Source organism: Micromonospora sp. NPDC047074 (assembly GCF_040643815.1).
In the GTDB taxonomy this organism is placed as follows: domain Bacteria; phylum Actinomycetota; class Actinomycetes; order Mycobacteriales; family Micromonosporaceae; genus Micromonospora.
In genome coordinates, this window is record NZ_JBEYVB010000027.1 from 17762 (window position 1) to 40407 (window position 22646).

Annotated in this window: 21 protein-coding genes and 1 tRNA gene; 5 read left to right on the plus strand and 17 right to left on the minus strand. The window is 73.1% G+C overall.

What is annotated here, in order from left to right; all coding sequences use genetic code 11:
* Positions 1-13 precede the first annotated feature (13 nt).
* From ABZ809_RS24715 to ABZ809_RS24725, 3 genes are read right to left on the minus strand one after another with little or no spacing between them, the layout of a single operon-like run.
* A complete protein-coding gene (locus ABZ809_RS24715) occupies positions 14-601 on the minus strand; it encodes a 2'-5' RNA ligase family protein (protein ID WP_357564964.1) in 588 nt (195 codons plus the stop codon).
* Positions 602-617: 16 nt separating this feature from the next.
* Positions 618-1643, minus strand: a complete 1026-nt coding sequence (gene trpS, locus ABZ809_RS24720; RefSeq protein ID WP_357564965.1) for a tryptophan--tRNA ligase — start codon at positions 1641-1643, stop codon at positions 618-620.
* A 33-nt stretch (positions 1644-1676) separates the two neighbouring features.
* A complete protein-coding gene (locus ABZ809_RS24725) occupies positions 1677-2702 on the minus strand; it encodes a hemolysin family protein (protein ID WP_357564966.1) in 1026 nt (341 codons plus the stop codon).
* A gap of 174 nt (positions 2703-2876) precedes the next feature.
* On the opposite strand from ABZ809_RS24725, the gene galE reads away from it, so the two are divergent.
* Genes galE through ABZ809_RS24740 form a run of 3 tightly spaced genes read left to right on the plus strand, consistent with a single transcriptional unit; the run spans position 2877 to position 6207 of the window.
* Entirely contained in the window at positions 2877-3860 is a 984-nt protein-coding gene (gene galE, locus ABZ809_RS24730) for a UDP-glucose 4-epimerase GalE (protein WP_357564967.1), read from the plus strand.
* Entirely contained in the window at positions 3857-5062 is a 1206-nt protein-coding gene (galK, locus tag ABZ809_RS24735; RefSeq protein ID WP_357564968.1) for a galactokinase, read from the plus strand. Before galE ends, galK begins: the two co-directional genes overlap by 4 nt.
* Positions 5059-6207, plus strand: a complete 1149-nt coding sequence (locus tag ABZ809_RS24740) for a tetratricopeptide repeat protein (protein WP_357564969.1) — start codon at positions 5059-5061, stop codon at positions 6205-6207. Before galK ends, ABZ809_RS24740 begins: the two co-directional genes overlap by 4 nt.
* 130 nt (positions 6208-6337) lie before the next feature.
* Here the strand turns inward: ABZ809_RS24740 and ABZ809_RS24745 are convergent, their stop codons facing one another.
* The 8 genes from ABZ809_RS24745 to ABZ809_RS24780 form a co-directional block, all read right to left on the minus strand.
* On the minus strand, positions 6338-7651 hold the full coding sequence (locus ABZ809_RS24745) for a GTP-binding protein (RefSeq protein WP_357564970.1): 1314 nt from the start codon (positions 7649-7651) through the stop codon (positions 6338-6340).
* The gene (gene cysD, locus ABZ809_RS24750; protein ID WP_357564971.1) at positions 7651-8562 is read right to left on the minus strand and encodes a sulfate adenylyltransferase subunit CysD; all 912 of its coding nucleotides are present in this window, start codon (positions 8560-8562) and stop codon (positions 7651-7653) included. The genes ABZ809_RS24745 and cysD overlap by 1 nt, the downstream gene beginning before the upstream one ends.
* 83 nt (positions 8563-8645) lie before the next feature.
* Complete coding sequence (locus ABZ809_RS24755) at positions 8646-9476, minus strand: inositol monophosphatase family protein (protein WP_357564972.1); 831 nt, start codon at positions 9474-9476, stop codon at positions 8646-8648.
* Positions 9477-9598: 122 nt separating this feature from the next.
* A complete protein-coding gene (pth, locus tag ABZ809_RS24760) occupies positions 9599-10189 on the minus strand; it encodes an aminoacyl-tRNA hydrolase (RefSeq protein ID WP_357564973.1) in 591 nt (196 codons plus the stop codon).
* A 104-nt stretch (positions 10190-10293) separates the two neighbouring features.
* Complete coding sequence (locus ABZ809_RS24765; protein WP_357564974.1) at positions 10294-10983, minus strand: 50S ribosomal protein L25/general stress protein Ctc; 690 nt, start codon at positions 10981-10983, stop codon at positions 10294-10296.
* 340 nt (positions 10984-11323) lie between these two features.
* A complete protein-coding gene (locus tag ABZ809_RS24770) occupies positions 11324-12304 on the minus strand; it encodes a ribose-phosphate diphosphokinase (protein ID WP_357564975.1) in 981 nt (326 codons plus the stop codon).
* Positions 12305-12359: 55 nt separating this feature from the next.
* Positions 12360-13937 (minus strand): bifunctional UDP-N-acetylglucosamine diphosphorylase/glucosamine-1-phosphate N-acetyltransferase GlmU, encoded by a 1578-nt coding sequence (glmU, locus tag ABZ809_RS24775; protein ID WP_357564976.1) that lies wholly within the window; start codon positions 13935-13937, stop codon positions 12360-12362.
* A 64-nt stretch (positions 13938-14001) separates the two neighbouring features.
* Positions 14002-14073, minus strand: a tRNA-Gln gene (locus tag ABZ809_RS24780).
* 453 nt (positions 14074-14526) lie between these two features.
* Between ABZ809_RS24780 and ABZ809_RS24785 the strand changes: the two genes are divergently transcribed.
* Together ABZ809_RS24785 and ABZ809_RS24790 are read left to right on the plus strand one after the other, a co-directional pair.
* Entirely contained in the window at positions 14527-15477 is a 951-nt protein-coding gene (locus tag ABZ809_RS24785; RefSeq protein ID WP_357564978.1) for an acyl-CoA desaturase, read from the plus strand.
* 125 nt (positions 15478-15602) lie between these two features.
* Positions 15603-16292 (plus strand): TetR/AcrR family transcriptional regulator, encoded by a 690-nt coding sequence (locus ABZ809_RS24790; protein ID WP_357565031.1) that lies wholly within the window; start codon positions 15603-15605, stop codon positions 16290-16292.
* A gap of 36 nt (positions 16293-16328) precedes the next feature.
* Here ABZ809_RS24790 and ABZ809_RS24795 read toward each other — a convergent pair whose 3' ends face one another.
* From ABZ809_RS24795 to ABZ809_RS24820, 6 genes are all read right to left on the minus strand, one after another.
* On the minus strand, positions 16329-16805 hold the full coding sequence (locus ABZ809_RS24795) for a DUF4383 domain-containing protein (protein WP_357564979.1): 477 nt from the start codon (positions 16803-16805) through the stop codon (positions 16329-16331).
* Between the two features lie 225 nt (positions 16806-17030).
* Positions 17031-17486 carry a DUF4383 domain-containing protein gene (locus ABZ809_RS24800; RefSeq protein ID WP_357564980.1) on the minus strand — a complete coding sequence of 152 codons (456 nt, stop codon included), beginning with the start codon at positions 17484-17486 and terminating at the stop codon, positions 17031-17033.
* 112 nt (positions 17487-17598) lie between these two features.
* The gene (locus tag ABZ809_RS24805; RefSeq protein WP_357564981.1) at positions 17599-19404 is read right to left on the minus strand and encodes an ABC-F family ATP-binding cassette domain-containing protein; all 1806 of its coding nucleotides are present in this window, start codon (positions 19402-19404) and stop codon (positions 17599-17601) included.
* Between the two features lie 287 nt (positions 19405-19691).
* Positions 19692-20648 (minus strand): 4-(cytidine 5'-diphospho)-2-C-methyl-D-erythritol kinase, encoded by a 957-nt coding sequence (locus ABZ809_RS24810; RefSeq protein WP_357564982.1) that lies wholly within the window; start codon positions 20646-20648, stop codon positions 19692-19694.
* A gap of 81 nt (positions 20649-20729) precedes the next feature.
* A complete protein-coding gene (gene rsmA, locus ABZ809_RS24815) occupies positions 20730-21599 on the minus strand; it encodes a 16S rRNA (adenine(1518)-N(6)/adenine(1519)-N(6))-dimethyltransferase RsmA (protein ID WP_357564983.1) in 870 nt (289 codons plus the stop codon).
* An 81-nt stretch (positions 21600-21680) separates the two neighbouring features.
* Positions 21681-22604 carry a TatD family hydrolase gene (locus ABZ809_RS24820; protein WP_357564984.1) on the minus strand — a complete coding sequence of 308 codons (924 nt, stop codon included), beginning with the start codon at positions 22602-22604 and terminating at the stop codon, positions 21681-21683.
* Positions 22605-22646 lie beyond the last annotated feature (42 nt).

The following is a 22646-nucleotide window of genomic DNA, read 5'->3' on the forward strand; positions in this document are numbered from 1 at the left end:
CCCGGCCGACCGCTCAGCCGCCCAGCCGGAAGTCCCGGCGCGGCTGCCACCGGGTCTGCCCGCTGTGCGAGAAGAGGGTGAACGCCTCGACCTCGAACATGGCGGAGAAGTCGGCCAGATCCTCGTACGCCCGGTCCAGCGCCTCCGGCGCGACGTCCTGCGCGACGGTGACGTGCGGGTGGTAGGGGAAGCGCGCCTCCCGGTGCAGCTCCGGGGCTGCGTTGATCGCGGCGGCGAGCAGCTCGCACTCGCTGATCCCGGCGGCCACCGCCACGAAGACCACCTGGGTCACCGGCCGGAACGTGCCGGTGCCCCGCAGGTGCAGGGTGAACGGCAGGTGGGCGGCGGCGACGGCGCCGAGGTGCCGTTCCACCGCCGGCAGCGTCGACACCGGGATCTCGGTCGGCCCGAGCAGGGTCACGTGCGCGGGTACCACCTGCGGGTCGCCGGCCTCGACCCGGCGCCGGGTCAGCATGCCGCCCCACGGCTCCGGGATGTCCACCGCGATGCCGATCTGGATGGTGTCACCGGCCCCGGGCGCCCCGTCCCTGCGATCCACGCTGCGCGCCACCCCTCCGGCCACCGACCCGTCCGCCCTCACCCGTCGCGACGCGGCGCTACTCGCCGCGCACCGGTGGGAAGAAGCCCACCCGCTCGTACACGGTGCGCAGCGTCGCCCCGGCGACCGCCCGGGCCTTCTCGGCACCGGCGGCGAGCAGCTTGTCCAGCTGGGCCGGGTCGTCGAGGTAGGTCCGGGTGCGCTCCTGGATCGGGCCGACGAACTCCCGCACCACCTCGCCGAGGTCCTTCTTCAGGTCGCCGTAGCCCTTGCCGGCGTACGCGGCGACCAGGTCGTCGATGCTCCGGCCGCTGAGCGCGGAGTAGATGGTGAGCAGGTTGGAGATGCCGGGCTTGGTCTCGGCGTCGAAGACGATCTCCCGCCCGGTGTCGGTGACCGCGGAACGGATCTTCTTGGCCGAGCGGGCCGGGTCTTCCAGCAGGTCGACGATGCCAGCCGGCGAGGACGACGACTTCGACATCTTGGCCGTCGGGTCCTGGAGATCGGTGATCTTCGCGGTGTCCTTGACGATGTGCGGCGCGGGCACCGTCAGGGTCTGCCCGAACAGCGAGTTGAACCGCTGGGCCAGGTCGCGCGAAAGCTCCAGGTGCTGGCGCTGGTCCTCGCCCACCGGCACCGCGTTCGCCTGGTAGAGCAGGATGTCGGCGGCCTGGAGGATCGGGTAGGTGAAGAGCCCGACGCTCGCCCGGTCGCCGCCCTGCTTCTGCGACTTGTCCTTGAACTGGGTCATCCGGCTCGCCTCGCCGAACCCGGTGATGCAGCCGAGCACCCAGGCGAGCTGCGGGTGCTCCGGCACCTGCGACTGCACGAAGAGCGTGCTGCGCTCCGGGTCGATGCCCACGGCGAAGAGCTGCGCCGCCGCCGCCCGGGACCGGCGCGTCAGCTCCTGCGGGTCGTGCCCGGCGGTGATCGCGTGCAGGTCGACCACGCAGTAGAAGGCGTCGTGGGTGTCCTGCAACGCCACCCAGTGCCGCACGGCGCCCAGGTAGTTGCCGAGGTGGAACGAACCGGCGGTCGGCTGGATGCCGGAGAAGACGCGGGGGCGGGCGGGTACGTCGGGCATGCCGACAATTCTGTCAGCAACACCCGGCGGGCGTCATGACGGGCCGGCGGGTCGGCTCCGGCCCGCCGGTGTCGGGGTGGCGACCTCACGCCTCGGTTCCGGCAGGCGCACGGCGGAGACCGTGAGTCGGGCAACTCTCCGCCCCTCCAGCGTGAGCACGCGCAGCAGCCACCCGCCGGCCGGGTCGTCGGGCTCCGCGCCGCCGTCGCCGGCCGGGCCGGGGGCCACCGGCACCTCGTCACCGGGCAGCGGAAGCCGGCCCAGCGCCGCCATCACGAAGCCGCCGACCGTCTCGTACGGGCCGGAGGGCAGGCGCACCCCGGTGCGCTCGGCGAAGTGGGCGAGGTTGAGCCGGCCGTCCACCACGGCGGGAAGCCCCGCGTGCACCGGGTCGGGAGCCGTGTCGTACTCGTCGTGGATCTCCCCGATCAGCTCGGAGATCAGGTCCTCCAGCGTGACGATGCCGGCCGTGCCGCCGTACTCGTCGACCACCACGGCGAGGTGCTGGCGCTCCCGGCGCATCTCGCTGAGCGCGGCGAGCACGCGCTTGCTGCCGGGCAGCCGCTTCACCTCCCGGGTCAGCTCGCCGACCGTGGTGCACGGATCGAGGTCGGGGCGGAGCAGCACGTCCCGCAGGTGCACGAAGCCGACCACGTCGTCGTGGGTGCCGTCGACCACCGGGTAGCGGGTGTGCGTCTCGGCCCGGACCAGCCGCTCCGCCTCGGCGATGGTCAGCCGGGCGGAGAGGAAGACCACCTCGGTGCGCGGCATCATCACCTCACGGATCAGGCTCGCGCCCGCGACCAGCACCTCGTCGATGATCCGGCGCTCGACCGGATCCAGCCGGGTGTTGGCGGCGACGAGGTCGCGCAGCTCCGCCTCGCTGATCCGCTCCCGCCCGGCCGACGGGCTGGCGCCGAGCAGTGCGGTCACCGCCCGGGTGGCGCCGTCGGCGGCGCGGACCACGATCCGGGCGACGGCCCGGGCCACCGGCCCCGGCTCGCGGCGCGGCCGGTTCAGGGCGCGTCGCCGCGTCCCGGGACCACCCGCTTCCCGCATGACAGTGATGGTAGACAGCGCCACGCCGCCAGGCTGCCCGTGTTCGCCTCTGTTCGATGATGGGAGTTCGTAGTGGAATGGCGGAGTTGCCGAGGGAGGGCGGGCACGGTACCACCGGCCGTAGGGTGATCACGACATGGCCGCGACCGGGCGGTCAGGTGGGAGGAGACCGACGTGAAACTGCTCGTCACCGGTGGCGCCGGCTTCATCGGCAGCGTGGTGACCCGGATGCTGCTCGACGCCGGCCACGAGGTGGTGGTGCTCGACGACCTGCGCACCGGCCACCGGGAGGCACTCGCCCCCGAGGCGACGTACGTCGACGCGCCCCTCCACGACGCCGCGCGGGTGCTCACCCCGGGCGCGGGCTTCGACGGGGTGCTGCACTTCGCCGCCCTGATCGCCGCCGGCGAGTCGATGGTCAGGCCCGAGCTCTACTGGCACGTCAACACGGTCGGTTCGATCGCCCTGATCGACGCGGTCCGGGCCGCCGGCGTGCCCCGCCTCGTCTTCTCCTCCACCGCCGCCGTCTACGGCAACCCCGCCGAGCTGCCGATCCCGGAGACCGCCGTCAAGGCCCCCACCAACACGTACGGCGCCACCAAGCTCGCCGTCGACATGGCCCTCACCTCGGAGGCGATCGGGCACGGCCTCGCCGCCGTCTCGCTGCGCTACTTCAACGTGGCCGGCGCGTACCTCGACGGGGACGTCGCGCTGGGCGAGCGGCACGACCCGGAGACCCACCTGATCCCGATCGCCCTGGAGGTGGCCGCCGGCCGGCGGGAGAAGCTCCAGCTCTTCGGCGACGACTACCCGACCGTCGACGGCACCTGCGTACGCGACTACATCCACGTCGCCGACCTGGCCCGCGCGCACCTGCTGGCGCTCGACGCCGCGACCGCCGGCCAGCACCGGATCTACAACCTCGGCAACGGCAACGGCTTCAGCAACCGCCAGGTGGTCGACGTGGTCCGCGAGGTCACCGGGCACCCCGTGCCGGTCGAGGTCGCGCCGCGCCGCGAGGGCGACCCCGCCGAGCTGGTCGCGTCGTCCGCGCTGGCCCGCGAGGAGCTGGGCTGGGAGCCGCGGCAGCCGGCCCTGTCCGGCATCGTCACCGACGCCTGGGCCTTCTACCAGGCCCACGTCCTCGACCGGCCGTGAGCGGCCCCGCCGCCGCGCGCCGACCGGCGACCGCCGACGTCGCCGACCGTGCCGCCACCGGCTTCACCGAGGCGTACGGCGAGCCGCCCGCCGGCCGCTGGGCGGCTCCCGGGCGGGCGAACCTGATCGGCGAGCACACGGACTACAACGACGGTTTCGTGCTCCCCTTCGCCCTGCCGCTGCGGACGGTGGCCGCCGCCGCCCCGCAACCCGGCGAGGCCTGGACGGTCTGGTCCGAGCTGTCCGGCGAGACGATCAGCTTCGGCGCCGACCAGGTCACCGGGTCCGGCCGGGTCACCGGCTGGGGCGCGTACGTGGCCGGGGTGGTCTGGGCGCTGCGGGAGGCCGGGCACCGGGTGCCCGGCGCGCGGCTGGCCATCGCCTCGGACGTGCCGCTGGGCGCGGGGCTGTCCTCCTCGGCCGCGCTGGAGGCCGCCGTGCTGGCCGCCCTGGTCGACCTCGGCGGGCTGGACCTGCCCACCGAGCGGTGGCCCCGGCTGGCCCAGCGGGCGGAGAACCGCTACGTGGGCGCGCCGACCGGGATCATGGACCAGTCGGCGGTGGTCCGCTGCTGGGACGGGCACGCGCTCTTCCTGGACTGCCGCGACGAGTCCGTCGAGCACGTCCCGTTCGACCTGGACGCCGCCGGCCTCGCCGTGCTGGTCGTCGACAGCCGGGCCCCGCACCGGCACGCCGACGGCGAGTACGCCGCCCGCCGCACCTCCTGCGAGCGCGCGGCCGGGCTGCTCGGCGTCACGGCGCTGCGGGACGTGCCCGCCGACGGGCTGGCCGGCGCGCTGGCCCGGCTCGACGAGGAAGAGACCCGGCGCCGGGTGCGGCACGTCGTCACCGAGAACCAGCGGGTGCTCGACACGGTCGCGCTGCTGCGTTCTGGCCGGGTACGCGAGATCGGCCCGCTGCTGACCGCCTCGCACGCCTCCATGCGGGACGACTTCGAGATCACCGTCCCGGAGGTCGACACGGCCGTCGAGGCGGCCCTGGCGGCCGGGGCGCTCGGTGCCCGGATGACCGGCGGCGGCTTCGGTGGCTGCGTCCTCGCCCTGGTCGACGCGGAGCGGGCCACCCCGGTCGCCACCGCCGTCACGGCCGCGTACGCCGCCCGCGGCTTCACCGCACCCGGCCACGTCACCGTCCTGCCCGGCCCCGGCGCCGGCCGGATCCCGACGGAGGAGGAATCGTGAGCGACGCCGGCACCAACGCCCAGGAACGGGCGCAGGCGCTGAGCCGCGTCGGCCGGCACGAGGAGGCGGCGCGACTGCTGCGCGACGCGCTGGCCGCCCAGCCCCACCACGCCGGGCTGCTGCTGCACCTGGCCCGCTGCCACCGGTCGATGGGCCAGCTGGCGGAGGCCATGCGCGTGATCGACCAGGCCCTCGGCGTCGCCCGCGTCCAGGATCACCTGCTGGCCGAGAAGGCGCGGATCTTCCTGGCGGCCGGGCATCCCGGCTACGCGGCGGCCACCGCCCAGCGTTCCCTGGAGCTCACGCCGCGCTCCTGGGAGGCCCACGGGCTCCTGGCGGAGGCGCTGCTGGCCCTGGGCAACCCCACCCGCGTCGTGGCCGCCCGCCGGCACGCCGACATCGCCCGGGAGATCCGCCACGACCTTCCCGACATCCACCTGCTGGACGCCCGGATCCACCTCCGGATGGGCCGGCTCAGGGCCGCCCGGGACGCCTGCCGGCAGGCCCTCGCCCTGGACCCGACGTACGAGCCGGCGCTGGCCCTGCTGGCCAGGATGGATGCGTCCCAGGACCGGGTGGGCCGGGCGGCGCGGGGGTTCAGCGACGCGCTGGCCGCCGACCCGCACGACCGGGGGGCCGCCCTGGCGTACGAGGCGGTCGCGGCAGCCGTGTGCTGGCGGCTGTTCGACGCGGTGACGCTGGCCGGCGTCTGCCACTGGGCGCTCTTCGCGGCGGTCGGAGCCGGCCCCCCGGCCCGGCTCGGCGCGGCCGTGGCCGCCCTGGCGGTCGTCGCCGGGTGGGCCCTGTGGGCCTGGCGGCGGCAACTGCCGGCGGTGCGCTCACAGTTGCGCCGCCAGCTCCGCTCGACGTCGGTCGTGCTCTGCCTGCTGCTGACCACCGCGGCGTTCGGTGCTCTCGTGGTCAGCGGTCTCGCGCCGGAGGCCGAGAGCCCTGCCGGCGGGATCGCCGCGTTGCTGCTGCTCCCGACCGGCGCGGTTCTCGCCTTCCGTGCCTGGCGTCAGCTCAAGCGCCGCGCCCTCCCGGCGATCCGCTGGGCCGGCTACCGGGTCTGGACCCGCCTCGTGGCCCGCGCGAGTCAGCCGGCCCTGGCCAACACCGGCACGCCCCGGGCCGACCCGACATGATCACGCTCGATCCAGGAAGTAGTGGCCTCATCGATGGATGAGGCCACTACTTCCTGGATCGAGCGTGATCATGCAGCCCGACGGACAGACGCGTCGACGGGCAGACGGGTCAACGGGCGGGCCCGCAGGGTCACTGCGCCTCGACGATCATCCCCGCGCCCACCGTACGGTTGGTGGTCTCGTCGATGATCACGAAGCCGCCGGTGGTGCGGTTGCGGCGGTACTCGTCCGCGAGCAGCGGCGCGGTCGTACGCAGCCGCACCCGGCCGATCTCGTTCAGCTTCAGCCCGCCCGCCGACTCGTCGCGGTGCAGCGAGTTGATGTCCAGCCGGTAGTGCAGCCCGCGTACGATCGCCCGCACCGTGCGGGTGGTGTGCTTGATCGCGTACTTGCCGCCGACCTGGAGCGGGCGCGTCTCGTCCATCCAGCACACCATCGCCTCGATGTCCTGCGACACCGCCGGGGAGTTGTTCGGACGGCAGATCATGTCGCCCCGGGAGATGTCGATCTCGTCTTCGAGGCGTACGGTCACCGACATCGGTGGGAACGCCTCCGCGACCGGCCCGTCGGCGGTCTCCACGGCGGCGATCCGGCTGGTGAAGCCGGACGGCAGCACCATCACCTCGTCGCCCAGCTTGAGCACGCCCGAGGCGACCTGGCCGGCGTAGCCCCGGTAGTCCGTGACCGTGGTGGACTGCGGACGGATCACGTACTGCACCGGGAACCGGACGTCGACCAGGTTGCGGTCGCTGGCGATGTGCACCCGCTCCAGGTGGTGCAGCAGCGACGGGCCCTCGTACCAGGGCATGTTCTCCGACCGGGTGACGATGTTGTCGCCGCGCAGCGCGGAGATCGGCACCACCGTCAGGTCGGGCACGTCGAGCTTCGCGGCGAACGCGGTGAACTCGTCGGCGATCCGCTCGAAGACCTCCTGCGACCAGTCGACCAGGTCCATCTTGTTGACGCAGAGGACCAGGTGCGGCACCCGCAGCAGAGAGCAGAGGAACGCGTGCCGGCGGGACTGCTCGACCAGGCCCTTGCGGGCGTCCACCAGGATCAGCGCCAGGTCGGCCGTCGACGCCCCGGTGACCATGTTGCGGGTGTACTGGATGTGCCCCGGCGTGTCCGCGATGATGAACTTCCGCCGGGGGGTGGCGAAGTAGCGGTACGCCACGTCGATCGTGATGCCCTGCTCGCGCTCCGCCCGCAGGCCGTCGGTGAGCAGCGCCAGGTTGGTGTACTCGTCGCCCCGGGCGGCGCTGACCGCCTCGACGGCGGCGAGTTGGTCGGTGAAGAGCGACTTCGTGTCGTAGAGCAGCCGGCCGATCAGCGTCGACTTGCCGTCGTCGACGCTGCCGGCGGTCGCGAAGCGCAGCAGGTCCATCGAGCGGCCCTCCGGCACGGCCCGGGTGTCCGCCGTGTCCGCGACGGTCTCGGTGGTCATCAGAAGTAGCCCTCCCGCTTGCGGTCCTCCATGGCGGCCTCGCTGACCCGGTCGTCGCCCCGGGTCGCGCCCCGCTCGGTGATCCGGGTGGCGGCGACCTCCTCGATGACCTTCTCGACCGTGTCGGCGTCGGAGAGGACGGCCGCGGTGCAGGACGCGTCACCCACCGTCCGGTAGCGCACCCGCAACTTGACACGTTCCTCGCCCGCCCGGGGGCGGAAGAACTCGTTGACCGCGTAGAGCATGCCGTCGCGCTCGATCACCTCGCGCTCGTGCGCGTAGTAGATGGACGGCAGGGCGATCCGCTCGCGGGCGATGTAGTGCCAGACGTCCAGCTCGGTCCAGTTGGACAGCGGGAAGACCCGGATCGACTCGCCCGGGTGGTGCCGGCCGTTGTAGAGCGCCCACAGCTCCGGCCGCTGGTTCTTCGGGTCCCACTGGCCGAACTCGTCGCGGAAGCTGAAGACGCGCTCCTTGGCCCGGGCCTTCTCCTCGTCGCGGCGGGCGCCGCCGAAGAGGGCGTCGAACCGGTGCTTCTCCACGGCGTCCAGCAGCACCGGCGTCTGGATCCGGTTACGCATCCCGTCGGCCGACTCGCGCACCAGCCCGCTGGTCAGGGCTTCCGGCACGCTGGCCACGACCAGTTGCAGGCCCAGCTCGGCGACCCGCTGGTCCCGGTATTCGAGCACCTCGGGGAAGTTGTGCCCGGTGTCGACGTGCATGACCGGAAAGGGAATGTTGGCCGGGGCGAACGCCTTCTGCGCCAGCCGGAGCATCACGATCGAGTCCTTGCCGCCGGAGAAGAGCAGCACCGGCCGCTCCATCTCGGCGACCACCTCGCGCATCACGAAGACGCTCTCGGCCTCCAGCGCGTCGAGGTGCGACACCTGGTAGGCGGCGGGAGTGGTCATGACACGGGCTCGCTTCGCTCGAATCCGCTCATCCTGTGATTCCAGACCTTTCCGGTCGGGCATGTCAAGAAGTGCCGCTCAGGCTACCCGGAATGACGCTGCAACGCTGCAAGCAACCGACTGGCGAGATCTTTGCGACAGACCAGCAGGTCCGGTAGACGCGGATCCGCCTCGTTGTATTTCAGCGCAGAACCGTCGATCCGGGAAGCGTGCAGGCCGGTGGCCGTCGCCACAGCCACCGGCGCCGCCGAGTCCCACTCGTACTGCCCGCCCGCGTGGATGTAGGCGTCCACCTCACCGGTGACCACCGCGGCGATCTTGGCACCGGCCGATCCCATCGGCACCAGGTGCGCCCCGACGTCCTCGGCCAGGTCGGTCAGGAACACCGGCGGCCGGCTCCGGCTCGCCGCCAGGCGGATCGTCCGCCCGCCACCCGCCGCCGCCTCCACCGTCATCGGCGGGTACGCCGGCGGGTGGTCGGTGCCCAGCACCCGGTGCTGCGCCGGCAGCCCGACCGCCCCCGCGACCAGGCCGTGCGACGTCGGCGCGGTACGGGCCCAGAGCGCCACGTGCACCGCCCAGTCCGCGCGGCCCTCCTCGGAGAACTCCCGGGTGCCGTCCAGCGGATCGATGATCCACACCCGGTCGGCGGTCAGCCGGGACACCGCCCCGGCGTTCACCTCCGCCGCCCAGGCCAGCCGCGAGCCCTCGTCCTCCTCGGAGAGGACCGCGTCACCCGGCCGCCACCTGGCCAACTCGGTGCGGATCAGGTCGTGCGAGACCTTGTCACCCGCCGACTTCAACGCCCCCGCGTCGGCGAAGCCCACCTCGGCGCGCAGGTTGAGCAGCGCCTGGCCGGCCCGGGCCGCGAGCCACCGGGCGAACTCGCCGTCGATCATCGGAGGACTGCCCATGACTCCTGCTCCCGTCGCTCGCCGAGCCCGTGCCGGGAACGCCCCGCCGCCGACAACCCGCGTCGCCGGACCGCCGCACCCGAAAGGCGAAGACTACCGGCCGCCGGCACCCGGCCGGGTGCTCAAACTCCGTGATAGAGGTTCTGCGTCGGCTCCACACCCCTGGTGACCACCGACTCCACCACGTCCGCGGCCCGGTCCACCAAGAACTCCAGCTCCTTGCGCTCGGCCGCGCCGAAATCCGACAGTACGTAGTCCGCCGGATCCTGCCGCCCCGGCGGCCTGCCGATGCCGAACCGCACCCGGACGTACTCCTTGGTGCCCAGCGACTTCGTCATCGACCGCAGGCCGTTGTGCCCGCCCTCGCCGCCGCCGCACTTCACCCGCAGCTGGCCGTAGCCGATGTCCAGCTCGTCGTGCACCGCGATCACCTGGCCCGGCGGCACCTTGTGGAACTGGGCCAGGCCGGCCACCGGCCCGCCCGAGAGGTTCATGTAGGTCAGCGGCTTGACCAGCACCAGCTTCGGCCCGCCGAACCCGAGACGCCCCTCGGCGACCTCCGCCACCGCCCGCTTGTGCCGGCCGAACCTCGCGCCGAGCCGGCCCGCCAGCAGGTCCGCCACCATGAAGCCGACGTTGTGCCGGTTACCGGCGTACTCCCGACCGGGGTTCCCCAGGCCGACCACCAGCCACGGCCCCGTCTCGTCCGTCATGCCCAGCCCTTCCGCTGCTCGCCGTCACCCGCCCGTCCGGAGACCGATACGCCGACAGGCGCCCCCGACCGCGCGGGGACGCCTGTCGCAACGATGCGGACCGGTCAGGCCTCGGTCTTCGCCTCGGTGGTCTCCTCGCCCTCGGCGGCCGGCGCCTCGGCGGCCTCGGCGGTCTCCTCGCCGACCTCGGCCTCGGCCTCCTCGGTGGCCACCTCGACCTCGGGGAGCGTGGCCTCGAGCTGCTCGGCGGTCGGCGCGGCGGTCACCGCGGCGACCGGCAGCTCCGGGTCGGCCACCAGCTCGACGCCGGCCGGCAGCTCCACGTCGCCGGCGGTGACCTGGGTGCCCGCCTCCAGGCCCTCGATCGACGCCTCCAGGTGGTCCGGCACCTTGGTGGCGTCGGCGGTCACCGAGAGGGTGTCGTGGTCGTGCACGATCAGGGTGTCCTTCGCGGCCTCGCCGGTCAGCTGGACCGGGACCTCGACGGTGACCTTCTCGCCCCGGCGGACGAGCAGCAGGTCGACGTGCTCGAAGCTGTCCTTGATCGGGTCACGCTGGATCGCCTTCGGCAGGGCCAGCACCTGGGTGCCGTCGCTGACCTCGATCGCGAAGAGCTGGTTGGCGCCGCCCTTGCGGATCGCGGCCGCGAACTCACGGGCCGGCAGCGCGATGTGCTTGGGCTTCTCGCCGTGGCCGTACAGCACGGCGGGCACCTTGCCGGCCCGGCGGGTACGACGGGCACCACCCTTGCCGAACTCGGTACGGGGCTCGGCGCTGATCTTTACCTCGGACACGGGGAAACTCCTGATGCTTTCGCTGCGGCGGCTTGTCGACTGGCGGTGCTGGGCGAGGGGCTCGCTGGGGCTCAAGCGTCGAGAACGACTGCCCGGAGCACCGCGTCGATGACGGTGCCTCCGTGCGGCGCTTCTCAGCGGCCCGCCGGGCACCCTCGCCGTGGCAACCGCACCAGTCTACCCGAGCTGTTTCCGAGCTTGCCGGCAGTCCCCTTATCACCGTCACCGACGGCCCGCAGGCCGATGCGGCACCCGTGCGGATCCGGGCGGTGCCCGGTCGTGTCCCGGCGGCACCGGGCCGGCGGCGGTGGCGCCACCCGGCCGACCCGGTGCCGGACGCTCAGCTCAGGCCGCCGAAGAGGGTGGTCACCGAGCCGTCGTCGAAGACCTCGCGGATCGCCCGCGCCAGCAGCGGCGCGATCGACAGCACGGTGATCTTGTCGAGCTGCTTCTCGGGCGGCAGCGGCAGCGTGTTGGTCACCAGGACCTCGCTGATCGGGGCGTTCTTCAGCCGCTCGGTCGCCGGGTCGGAGAGCAGGGCGTGGGTGGAGGCGACGATCACGTCGGCCGCGCCGGACTCCCGGAGGATGTCCGCCGCCCCGCAGATCGTGCCGCCCGTGTCGATCATGTCGTCGACGATCAGGCAGACCCGGCCCTCGACCTCACCGACCACCCGGTTCGCCACCACCTGGTTCGGCTTCAACGGGTCCCGGGTCTTGTGGATGAAGGCCAGCGGGCAGCCGCCCAGCCGGTCGGTCCACCGCTCGGCCACCCGCACCCGGCCGGAGTCCGGCGCGACCACCGTCATCGGGCGGCCGGCGTACTTGTGCTGGACGTACTCGGCGAGGATGTCCATCGCGAAGAGGTGGTCGACGGGGCCGTCGAAGAAACCCTGGATCTGTGCGGTGTGCAGGTCGACGGTGAGGATCCGGTTCGCCCCGGCCGTCTTCAGCAGGTCCGCCACCAGCCGGGCCGAGATCGGCTCCCGGCCGCGGTGCTTCTTGTCCTGCCGGGCGTACGGGTAGAACGGCAGGACGACGGTGATCCGCTTGGCCGACCCGCGCTTCAACGCGTCGATCATGATCAGGGTCTCCATGACCCAGGTGTTGACCCCGTGCGTCACGGACTGGACCACGAAGGCGTCCGAACCGCGCACCGAGTCCTTGAACCGTACGAAGATCTCACCGTTGGCGAAGTCGTACGCGTCGGCCGGCGTCGGCGCGACGCCGAGCACCTCACCGATCTCCTTGGCCAACTCCGGAAAGCCACGTCCGGAGAAAAGCATCAGGCTCTTGCGGTTTTCGGCGACGATGCTGCCCATGGGCCCGTCTGCTCCCGTTGCTCGGTGGTTCCCGGCGGTGGTGGTGGGCCGGGGACTATTCGGTTGCAGTATCCCCCGGGCCGGACGCCGACCTGACCGCCTCGGCATCCCCGTGGATTGCCTCACCTTCACTTGCCCCGGAGGCCGGCGCCGACGCACCCTGACCAGCCGTCCCGGCCCGCGTGGCCGCCTCGGCGGAGACCGTGCCCGCCCGCTTGCGGGCCACCCAGCCGTCGATGTTGCGCTGCGGCGCCCGGGTCACCCCGAGCGCCCCCGGCGGCACGTCCTGCGCGATGGCGCTGCCCGCCGCCACGTACGCCCCGGCACCCACCTCGACGGGCGCGATGAGGCTGGTGTCGCAGCCGATGAACGCGGCCTCGCCGACCGTGGTGCGGTGCTTCTTCACGCCGTCGTAGTTCACGAAGATCGTCGCCGCCCCGATGTTGGCCTTCGCGCCGATCGTCGCGTCACCCACGTACGACAGGTGCGGCACCTTCGCGCCCGGGCCCACCTCGGAGTTCTTCACCTCGACGAACGTGCCGACCTTGGCCTTCTCGGCCAGCCGGGCGTCCGGCCGCAGGTACGCGTACGGGCCGACGGTGGCGCCCGGGCCGACCTCCGCGCCCACGGCGTGGCTGCGCAACACCGTGGCGCCCGGGCCGACGACGGTGTCGATCAGCGTCACGTCCGGGCCGACCACCGCGCCGGTGCCGACCACCGTGCCGCCGCGCAGCTGGGTGTTCTGGTCGACCACCGCGTCCCGGTCGAGGGCGACCGTCACGTCGATCCAGGTGGTGTCCGGGTCGAGCAGGCTGACCCCGGTACGCATCCACGCCTCGTTGACCCGGTCGCGCAGCAGCCGGCGCAGCGCGGCCAACTCGACCCGGTCGTTGCAGCCCAGCGTCTCGACATGATCGGCGGCGACGTGCACCGCCACCGGCTCGCCGGCCGAGCCCAGCAGGGCGAAGACGTCGGTCAGGTACTCCTCGCCCTGGTCGTTGTCGGTCGACAGCTTGCCCAGCGCGTCGCGGAGCCGGGCCGCGTCGAACGCGTAGATGCCGGCGTTGATCTCCCGGATCGCGCGCTGGGCGTCGGTGGCGTCGCGCTCCTCGACGATCTGTTCGAGCCGCCCGTCGGCGCTCCGCACGATCCGACCCAGGCCGGTCGGGTCGGGCACCTCGGCGGCGAGCACGGTCGCCGCCGCACCCGCGCCCTCGTGCGCCTCCACCAGCGCGGCCACCGTCTCCGGTCGGAGCAGCGGCACGTCACCGTTGATGACGACCACGGTGCCGGTGGCGTCCGGCGCCGCGTCCAGCGCGATCCGGACGGCGTGCCCGGTCCCGAGCTGCTCGGCCTGGAGCACCGGCGTGGCCTCCGGGGCGATCTCCGCGAGGTGCGCGCGGACCTGGTCGGCGCCGTGGCCCACCACGACCACGGTGCGGTCCGCGGCCAGGGGCGCGGCGGCGGCGAGCACGTGGCCCACGAGGGTACGGCCGAGCAGCGGGTGCAGCACCTTGGGCAGCGCCGACTTCATCCGCTTGCCCTCACCGGCGGCGAGCACGACAACGGTGCGGAGGTGGGGCTGGGACACGACGCGGGCTCCCGTCGGGATGGCGGACACTCTCGCGGCCATGCTAACCAGACGGTGAGCCGCCGGCTGGCATGGCCGCACGAATGCCGGCAGACGCGGCGGCGAGCTGGGGTGCCTGGATTCGAACCAGGAGCTCAAGGCTCCAAAGGCCTGCGGGTTGCCGTTACCCCACACCCCAAAAACTGTCAAACTTCGCGAACCGGAAGTTCCGGCCCACGCTGCCCGACGATTTGGCAGAGCCCGGAGATCATACCTTCGATCCGCCGGTAGGGCTCGCGGCTACGCGGCACGTGATCACCGGACAGCCACGACAGCTGTCCCGGCTGACGCCACCGCGCTCCCCTCAGGGGCGAGGGGTGTGTCGCGGGCGCTGTCGAGCTGCCCCGCAAACAGGACCGCCAGCGGGATGCGCGGTGCGAACGCCGCCGCGGTGGCCGGTGGGGCGGAGAGGCGGTCGGTGCCCCGTCTATGCGGGCAGCTCGACAGTGGCTCACGGCCAGCCGGCCCGGGTGCGCCGCTCGCCGCCGTACCGCCACATTCATCACCGCCGCTGTCCGATGCGCCGTGAGCGCAGCTAAGTTACGGTGACGTAGGCGTAACTTCGTGATCTTCCGTCCCTCTGCGAGGTGCCATGTCCACCACATCCCTCGAGCCGGCCGCCGGACCGAAGCCACTCACCCAGGGCACGCAGTCCCGTGGCATCCTCGTCGCCCTCTGGGCGTTCGTGGTGATCCCCTTCCTGGCCCTCGTCGCCGCCGTGCCGGTCGCCTGGGGCGGCTGGCTGAGCTGGACCGACGTCGCCGTCGCCGGCTTCTGGTACGTGATCTCCGGGCTCGGCATCACGGTGGGCTACCACCGGTACTTCACCCACGGCTCGTTCAAGGCGAAGCGGTGGCTGCGGGTCGCGCTGGCGGTCTCCGGCTCACTGGCCGTCCAGGGCGAGATCATCCAGTGGGTGGCCGACCACCGGCGCCACCACGCCTTCTCCGACCTGGACGGCGACCCGCACTCGCCGTGGCGGTTCGGGGAGAGCGTCCGGGGTCTCACCAAGGGCCTGTTCCACGCGCACGTCGGCTGGCTCTTCGGCCGGGAGTTGTCCAACCGGACGCGGTTCGCCCCGGATCTGATCGCCGACCGGGACATCAACCGGGTGGACCGGCTCTTCCCGCTGCTGGTGGTGGTCTCGGTGCTCGGCCCCGCGCTGATGGGCGGCCTGCTCACCTGGTCGTGGCAGGGCGCGCTGTCCGCGCTCTTCTGGGCCGGGCTGGTCCGCATCGCGCTGCTGCACCACGTGACCTGGTCGATCAACTCGGTCTGCCACGTCTACGGCGAGCGGCCGTTCGCGCTGCGTCAGGGCGACCGGGCGTCGAACTTCTGGCCGCTGGCGGTCCTGTCGCTCGGCGAGAGCTGGCACAACCTGCACCACGCCGATCCGACCAGCGCCCGGCACGGTGTCCTGCGCGGCCAGGTGGACATCTCGGCCCGGGTGATCTGGCTGTTCGAGAAGGCCGGCGCGGCCTGGGACGTGCGCTGGCCGAAGCCCGAGCGCGTCGCCGCGAAGCTCGTCAAGCCGGTCAGCTAGCGGGAAACCGGGCGGTGCCGCCCGGGGGTGCCTGACAGTATGGCCGGGTGACCGAGGGAAACGGGAGCAGCGGCGGCAGCATCCCACGACAGGGCGTCAACGGGCGCCGGCGGAGTGACGACGACATGGCGGATGCCCCAGGCAGCGACGGCACGACCCGCCGGCGGCGGGCGGTTCCCGCCGCGGTCTCCAAGCCCTCCTCCCGGGTACGCATGTCGGCGGCCCAACGCCGGGAGCAGCTGATCTCGATCGCCCGGGAGATCTTCGCCGAGCGCGGCTTCGACGCCACCTCCATCGAGGAGGTGGCGGCCCGCGCGAAGGTCTCCAAGCCGGTGGTCTACGAGCACTTCGGCGGCAAGGAGGGGCTCTACGCGGTGGTGGTGGACCGGGAGGTCCGCGCCCTGCTGGACCGGATCACCACGGCCCTGACCGCCGGCCATCCGCGTGAGCTGCTGGAGCAGGCGGCGTTGGCCCTGCTGACCTACATCGAGGAGGAGACCAGCGGCTTCCGGGTGCTGGTGCGGGAGTCGCCGGTGCTGTCGGCGACGGGCAACTTCAGCAGCGTGATGAACGACGTGGCACACCAGGTGGAGCACATCCTGGGCGCCGAGTTCTCCAGCCGGGGCTACGACCCGAAGCTGGCTGAGCTCTACTCCCAGGCGCTGGTGGGGATGGTGGCACTGACCGGTCGGTGGTGGCTGGAGGTGCGCAAGCCGCGCAAGGAGACGGTGGCGGCGCACCTGGTCAACCTGGCCTGGAACGGCCTGTCGCACCTGGAGGCGAAGCCGGGCCTGATCACGGTACGGGGGCGCTGAACCGCTCCCGGGCCGGCCGCTCCGGCATCCGGGGCGTCAGCGGCCGTGCGCCTCGGAGACCGGGTGGTGGCGGTGCCGCCGCTCCTCCTCGGCGTGCTCGTGGGTGCCGACCTTGTCGTACAGGCCGGTGCCGAGCAGCAGGAGGCCGAAGAACATCGACACGACGACCGTGGACATCGAGAAGTTGAGGAAGTTGGCGTCGGTCTGGAGCACGGACATCATCAGGATGCTGGTCACCAGGAAGACGACCCCGGCGGTCAGGTTCATGTAGTGGCCGAGGTTGTTGCGCCGGGACGCCCCGATGATCAGCACGACCCCGAAGACGACGGAGGCCAGCGAGAAGGCCAGGTTGGTGCGGAGGCCGAGCGCCCAGTTGCTGCCCCGGTCGAAGAGCGGGTCGCCCCACGTCAGGGCGACGCCCCAGACGCCGAAGACCAGGATGTAGAGCCCCACCAGACCGGCGAGGACCCGGTAGACCGGTCGCGCCGGGTGGTTCACGGGAAAGTGCGGCATGACCCCTCCACCAATCAGGACATTCACCCTGATTGTCCCCCGGAGGAGGTCGGCCGTCCGCCAAACCGCCGGACAACAGGCACAACCACAAGGATCCCACTCCACCGGGCAGCGACAGGCCGGACGGAGCGGGACCACGACAGGTTTTCGCCGGAGCCCGACCTGCTCCGGGCGTCAGGCTCGATCCCTGCGCAGGTCGGGCTCCGGCGAAAACCCCACAACCACTCAGAGGACGAGGCGGGCCTTCTGCCAGGCCTCCTGCTCCTCGTCCGTGCCGACCTTGCCGTACATGCCGACCATCAACAGGATCAGGCTGGCCACCATCAGCACGATGACGGTGAAGACGCTGAAGTTGAAGATGTTGGCCTCGGTCTGGATGAAGGCGAGACCGCCGAGGCTGATCACCATAAGGGCGTACGCCAGCCACTGGTTGATCGCGACGTCGATGTTGCGGCCGATCGCGGTGCCGGCCAGTACCACGACCCCGAGCAGCGCGCTGAGCAGCGAGAAACCGAGGTTGGTGCCCTGCCCGAGGACCTGGGTGTCGTCCTGGGCGAAGAGCTCGTTGCCGGCGCTCGCGATGGCGCCGACCGCGCCGAAGGCCACGAGGTACAGACCGGTCAGCCCGCCGATCGCCCGGTAGACCGGCCGCGCGGGGTGGTTGACGGGGGTGTGGGCCATGTCTGAGTCTCCAACGCCGTTCGGGTGAGGGGTCGCCGACGATTGTCCCGCACGTCGAGGTGTGACGCCGCACACGGGGGCCTCCCGTGGCGGCGTCGCGGCCACGGGAGGCTCAGATCGCCGGGATCTCGTCCGCCAGGGCCAGCCAGGACTCCTCGGTCCGCTCCCGCTCGGCCCGCAGCTCCTTGAGCTGCGCGTCGAGTTCGGCCACCTTGGCGTAGTTCGTGGCGTGCGCGGCGAGCTGGTCGAGCAACGCCGCCTCCTTCTGCTCCAGCTTGGCGACCTGCCGTTCCAGCCGGGCCAGCTCCTTGCGGGCCTGCCGCGCCTCGGCGGCGGACATGCCGGTCGCGGCGGGAGCCCCGGAGTCGATCGTGGGGCTCGCCTCCGACGCCACCGGCCCGGGCTGGCCGGCGGCCCGCGCGAGGTACTCGTCGACGCCGCCGGGCAGGTGCACCAGCCGCCCGTCGCCGAACATGCCGTACGCGACGTCGGTGACCCGTTCGATGAGGTACCGGTCGTGACTGGCCACGATGACGGTGCCGGGCCAGGAGTCGAGCAGGTCCTCCAGCGCGGCGAGGGTGTCGGTGTCCAGGTCGTTGGTGGGCTCGTCGAAGAGGAGCACGTTCGGCTCCCCGGCGAGCAGCCGGAGCATCTGCAACCGGCGGCGCTCGCCGCCGGAGAGGTCGCTGACCGGCGTCCACAGCCGCCGGTCGTCGAAGCCGAAGACCTCGGCGAGCTGGGCGGCGGAGACCTCCCGGTCGCCGAGTTGCACCCGGCGGGCCACCTCCTCGACCGCTTCGAGCACCCGCAGGTGCCCGGGGAGTTCGGCCAACTCCTGGGAGAGGAAGGCCGGCCGCACCGTCGAGCCGGTGGCGAAGCGCCCACCGTCGGGGCGGGTGATCCCGGCCAGCAGCCGCAGCAGGGTGGTCTTGCCCGCCCCGTTCCGGCCGAGGATGGCGATCCGGTCGCCGGGGCCGACCTGCCACGTGACGTCGCGCAGGATCTCCTTGGGACCGGCGTGCAGGGTGACCTGCTCCAGGTCGTACACCTGCTTGCCGAGCCGGGCGGTGGCGAGCCGTTGCAGCGACATGGTGTCGCGCGCCGGCGGGACGTCGGCGATGAGGGCGTTGGCCGCCTCGATCCGGAAGCGCGGCTTGGAGGTGCGGGCGGGCGGCCCCCGGCGCAGCCAGGCGATCTCCTTGCGGAGCAGGTTCTGCCGGCGGGCCTCGGTGGCCGCGGCGACCCGTTCGCGTTCGGCGCGGGCCAGCGTCCAGGCGGCGAAGCCGCCCTCGTACGCCCGGACGGTCTGGTCAGCGACCTCCCAGGTGGTGGTGCAGACGGCGTCGAGGAACCACCGGTCGTGGGTGACCACGACCAGCGCGCCCTTGCGGCCGACAAGGTACTTCGCCAGCCAGTCGACCCCGCCGACGTCGAGGTGGTTGGTGGGCTCGTCGAGGATCAGCAGGTCGGACTCGCGGACCAGCAGCGCGGCCAGCGCCACCCGCCGCCGCTCGCCGCCGGACATCGGGCCGACCGGCTGGTCGAGGCCGAGGTGGGGCATGCCGAGGCCGTCGAGGATGGCCCGGACACCGGCGTCGCCGGCCCACTCGTGCTCGGCGCCCATGCTCTCGTCGAGCCAGGCGGTGCCGAGCACCACGTCCCGCACGGTGGCGTCGGGGGCGAGTTGGAGGCTCTGCGGCAGCCAGGAGACCCGCAGGTCGCGGCGGTGGGTGACGCGCCCGTCGTCCGGTTCCTCGATGCGGGTGAGCAGCCGCAGCAGGGTGGACTTGCCGGCGCCGTTGAGGCCGACCACGCCGATCCGGTCGGCGTCGTCCAGGCCGAGCGAGACGTCGGTGAGCAGCGGCCCGGCGGCGCCGTAGCCCTTGGACACCCGGTCCAGGTTGACGATGTTGGCCACGACCTCACCTCCCATGATCAAAGCGCCCCTGTGCCCATCGGCACCGGGACGCCCGAGCCCCCCACCCTACGCGGACCACCCCACCCCCCACCCCACGCGGGCCCTCCGCCGCAGTCCCCCGCGACACCCTCCGCGCTGCCCCCGCGCACCCCCCGCGCTGCCCTCAGCGCAGCCCCCGCGATCTTGCACTTGATGCCCCGACAATGGAGACATTCCACCCATACTGAGGGCCAAAAGTGCAAGATCGCGGAGAAGAGACGGCGGGCGGGGGGAGGGGGGCGGAGGGGTCAGGTGGGGCGGGCGCCGGGGACCGGGCCGTGGGCGGTGCGGGCCTCGCGGCACACCTCGGCGGCGGTCAGCTCGGCGGCGATCCGGTCGGCGTCGGCCGCGTCCGTGGCGAGGAAGACGCAGGTCGGCCCCGAGCCGGAGACGATGCCGGCCAGTGCGCCGGCCGCCTCGCCCGCCTTCAGAGTCGCCGCCAGCGACGGGCGCATGGCCAGGGCGGCGTCCTGGAGGTCGTTGCCGAGGGTCGCGGCGAGCACCCGCGGGTCCCGTTGCCGCAGCGCGGCGAAGAGCGCGTCGGTGCTGCCCAGCGGCTCGCCGGCGGTGCCGGCGGCACGCAGCTGGTCCAGCTCGCGGTAGGCGGCCGGGGTGGAGAGGCCACCGTCGGCGACGGCCACCACCCAGTGCCAGGTGGTGGGCCGGGCGAGCACGGGGCTGACCGTCTCCCCCCGGCCGGTGCCGAGGGCCGTGCCGCCATGGATCAGGAACGGCACGTCGGAGCCGAGGTCGGCGGCGATCCGGGCCAGCTCGTCGCGGGACAGCCCGGTCCCCCAGAGCGCGTCGCAGGCGACCAGCGCGGCGGCCGCGTCGGCGCTGCCCCCGGCCAGCCCGCCCGCCAGCGGGATCTGCTTGCGCAGGTGCAGCCTGGCGTGCGGTGGCACCCCGGCGTGGCCGGCGAGGGCGCGGGCCGCCCGGATGGCCAGGTTGGTGTCGTCCAGGGCCAGCTCGCCGGCGCCCTCGCCCTCCATGGTGAGGGTGAGCGTGTCGCCCCGGCGGGCGGTCAGCTCGTCGTAGATGGAGATGGCGTGGTAGACGGTGTTCAGCTCGTGGTAGCCGTCGTCGCGCAACGGGCCCACCCCGAGATGCAGGTTGACCTTCGCGGGCACCCGCACCCGGACCGGCCCGCTGGCGCCGCGTCGCGGCTGGTCGTCCTCGCCGTCCGGTCCCCAGGCCTCGGTCACCGGGCGCTGTCCCGGGGGCGCAGGCGGACGTCGAACGGCTTCTCCACGATCAGCTCCTCCTCGGCGGGCACCGGCGTCAGCCTACTGGGCTGCGGACGGGGCGGCCGGAGCCGACGCGGCGATGGCGGCGAACTGCTCCACGGAGAGCGACTCCCCCCGCGCGCCGGGGTCGACGCCGGCGGCGGTGAGGGCGGCGGCCGCCCGGTCCGCACCACCGGCCCAGCCGGCCAGCGCGGCGCGCAGGGTCTTGCGGCGCTGCGCGAACGCCGCGTCCACCACGGCGAAGACCCGTTCCCGGGGTACGTCGGCGCGCGGCGGCTCGCGGCGGGCGAAGGCGACCAGTCCGGAGTCGACGTTCGGCACCGGCCAAAAGACGTTCGGCGGAACTTTTCCGGCGGCACGGGCGGAGGCGTACCAGGCGAGTTTGACCGAGGGGATGCCGTACACCTTGGAGCCGGGGCCGGCGACGAGCCGGTCGGCGACCTCCTTCTGCACCATCACCAGCCCGTGCCGCAGGCTGGGCAGCTCGGCGAGCAGGTGCAGCACCACGGGTACGGCCACGTTGTAGGGCAGGTTGGCCACCAGCGCGGTCGGCGCGGGCTCGGCCAGCTCGGCGGCGCGTACGCGTAGCGCGTCGGCGTGGTGCACGGTGAGCCGCGCGGCGTCGTCGCCCGCGTGCCGGGCGGCTGTCTCCGGCAGCGCGGCGGCCAGCGTCGGGTCGAGTTCCACGGCGTGCACGTGCGCGGCGGCCGGGAGCAGGGCGAGGGTGAGCGAGCCGAGGCCGGGGCCGACCTCCAGCGCCACGTCGTCCGGGGCCAGTCCGGCGGCGGTGACGATGCGCCGGACGGTGTTCGGGTCGTGGACGAAGTTCTGGCCGAGCCTCTTGGTGGGGGTGACGCCCAGCCGGGCGGCCAGTTCCCGGATCTCCGCCGGGCCGAGGAGACCGGTCACACCCCGTAGCCTATGCGGGCCGCTGTAGGTGAAAGGAAGGGCCCCTTCCTAACGCTATGCGTTAGGAAGGGGCCCTTCCTTTCACCAGGGGCCGAAGGTGCGGTCGCCGGTGGCGGAGATGGTGGCGCAGAGGTGGTCCAGGTCCGCGCCGGTCGTCTCGGCGAGCGACCGTACGGTCAGCGGAATCAGGTACGAGGCGTTCGGCCGGCCCCGGTGCGGCATCGGGGTCAGGTAGGGCGCGTCGGTCTCCACCAGGAGCTGCTCGACCGGGGTCAGCGCGGCGGCCTCGCGCAGCTCCCGGGCGCTGCCGAAGGTGACCGTCCCCGCGAAGCTGAGCAGGTAGCCCCGGCGGACGCACTCGGCGGCGAAGCCGGCGTCGCCCGAGAAGCAGTGCAGCACCACGGTGTCCGGCGCGCCCTCGTCGTCGAGGATCCGCAGCACGTCGGCGTGCGCCTCCCGATCGTGGATGACAAGTGCCTTGCCGTACCGCTTGGCGATCGCGATGTGCGCCCGGAAGCTCTCCTCCTGGGCGGCGCGGCCCTCGTCGCCGGTGCGGAAGAAGTCCATTCCGGTCTCGCCGATCCCGCGTACCCGGTCCCGGGCGGCGAGCGCCTCGATCTCACGCAGCGCCTCGTCCAGGTCGGCCAGGCGGGGGGCCTCGTTCGGGTGCAGCGCCACGGTGGCCAGCACGGCCGGGTGGGTGTCGGCGACGTCCGCGCCCCAGCGGGACGAGGCGACGTCCACTCCGACCTGCACCAGCCGGTCGACGCCCACCGAGGCGGCGACGGCCACGGCCACGGCGACCGGGTCGTCGGCGGGGCCGCCGGCTGCCTGCGACTGCGGGGCCAGCGGCGGTACGCCGGCCTCGCTGACGGTGATGTCGAGGTGGGTGTGGCTGTCCAGCACGGGGTGCGGCAGCGGCTCGGGCGCGGGCGGGAACTCCCCCGCCCGGCGGGCGGCGCGCTGCTTGCGGGTTTCGGTGGGCTCGCTCATCGGGGCCAGCATCACACACCGGTGGTGGCCCGTGTTCCGGGGACGCCACCGGCT